This is a genomic window from Streptosporangium sp. NPDC000396 (assembly GCF_042898655.1).
Classification (GTDB): domain Bacteria; phylum Actinomycetota; class Actinomycetes; order Streptosporangiales; family Streptosporangiaceae; genus Streptosporangium.
On the sequence record NZ_JBIAZA010000095.1, the window covers coordinates 1 to 1,038 of the forward strand.

At 68.1% G+C, this 1,038-nt stretch carries 1 protein-coding gene and 1 pseudogene; both read right to left on the reverse strand.

Annotated elements, in window-relative coordinates; all coding sequences use genetic code 11:
• Window positions 1-203 (reverse strand): annotated as a pseudogene (locus ACFY2X_RS47345) (aldehyde dehydrogenase); the annotation flags it as partial.
• A partial coding sequence (locus tag ACFY2X_RS47350; RefSeq protein ID WP_389952066.1) for an aldehyde dehydrogenase family protein occupies window positions 154-1,038 on the reverse strand: 885 nt, incomplete at its 5' end. The pseudogene ACFY2X_RS47345 and the gene ACFY2X_RS47350, both read right to left, overlap by 50 nt.

Here is a 1,038-nt window from a genome sequence, read left to right on the forward strand (position 1 = left end):
ACCGCGTCGCGGGCGTCCTTGCGGGAGGCCTGGGACGCGTTGGCCAGGAAGTCGCCCTTGGACGAGGTCACCACGTAGGACCTCCCACTCTCCGATCGCGGGAACGCTCCATCGATGTACAGCTTGTACGTCTTGCGCACAGCCAGTCGCCGATCAGACATCGAGGTACGCCTCCAGTCCGTGCCGTCCGCCTTCGCGGCCATGGCCGGATTCCTTGTAGCCGCCGAACGGGGAGGTGGGGTCGAAGCGGTTGAAGGTGTTGGCCCAGACGACGCCCGCGCGGAGCTTGTCGGCCATCCACAGGATGCGCGATCCCTTCTCGCTCCAGACTCCGGCGGACAGGCCGTAAGGCGTGTTGTTCGCCTTCTCCACCGCCTCGGCGGGGGTGCGGAAGGTCAGCACGGACAGCACCGGACCGAAGATCTCCTCCCGGGCGACGTGGTGTGACTGGGCGACGCCGGTGAAGACCGTCGGCGGGAACCAGAAGCCCTTCTCGGGGATCTCACACGCCGGGGACCATCGCTCGGCGCCCTCCGACTCTCCGATCTCGCTCAGTGAGCGGATCTTCGCGAGCTGTTCCGCGGAGTTGATCGCGCCGATGTCGGTGTTCTTGTCCAGGGGGTCGCCGAGGCGGAGGGTGCCGAGCCGCCGCTTCAGAGAGTCCATGACCTCAGAGGCGATCGACTCCTGCACCATCAGGCGGGAGCCCGCGCAGCAGACGTGGCCCTGGTTGAAGAAGATGCCGTTGACGATGCCCTCGACGGCCTGGTCGATGGCGGCGTCCTCGAAGACGATGTTCGCCGCCTTGCCGCCCAGCTCCAGCGAGAGCTTCTTGGACGTGCCCGCGACGGTCCGCGCGATGATCCGGCCGACCTCGGTGGAGCCGGTGAAGGCGACCTTGTCGACGTCCGGGTGAGCGACGACGGCCGCTCCGGTCTCGCCCGCGCCGGTGACGATGTTGACCACGCCCGGTGGCAGATCGGCCTGCTGGCAGATCTCCGCGAACGCCAGCGCGGTCAGCGGGGTGGTCTCGGCCGG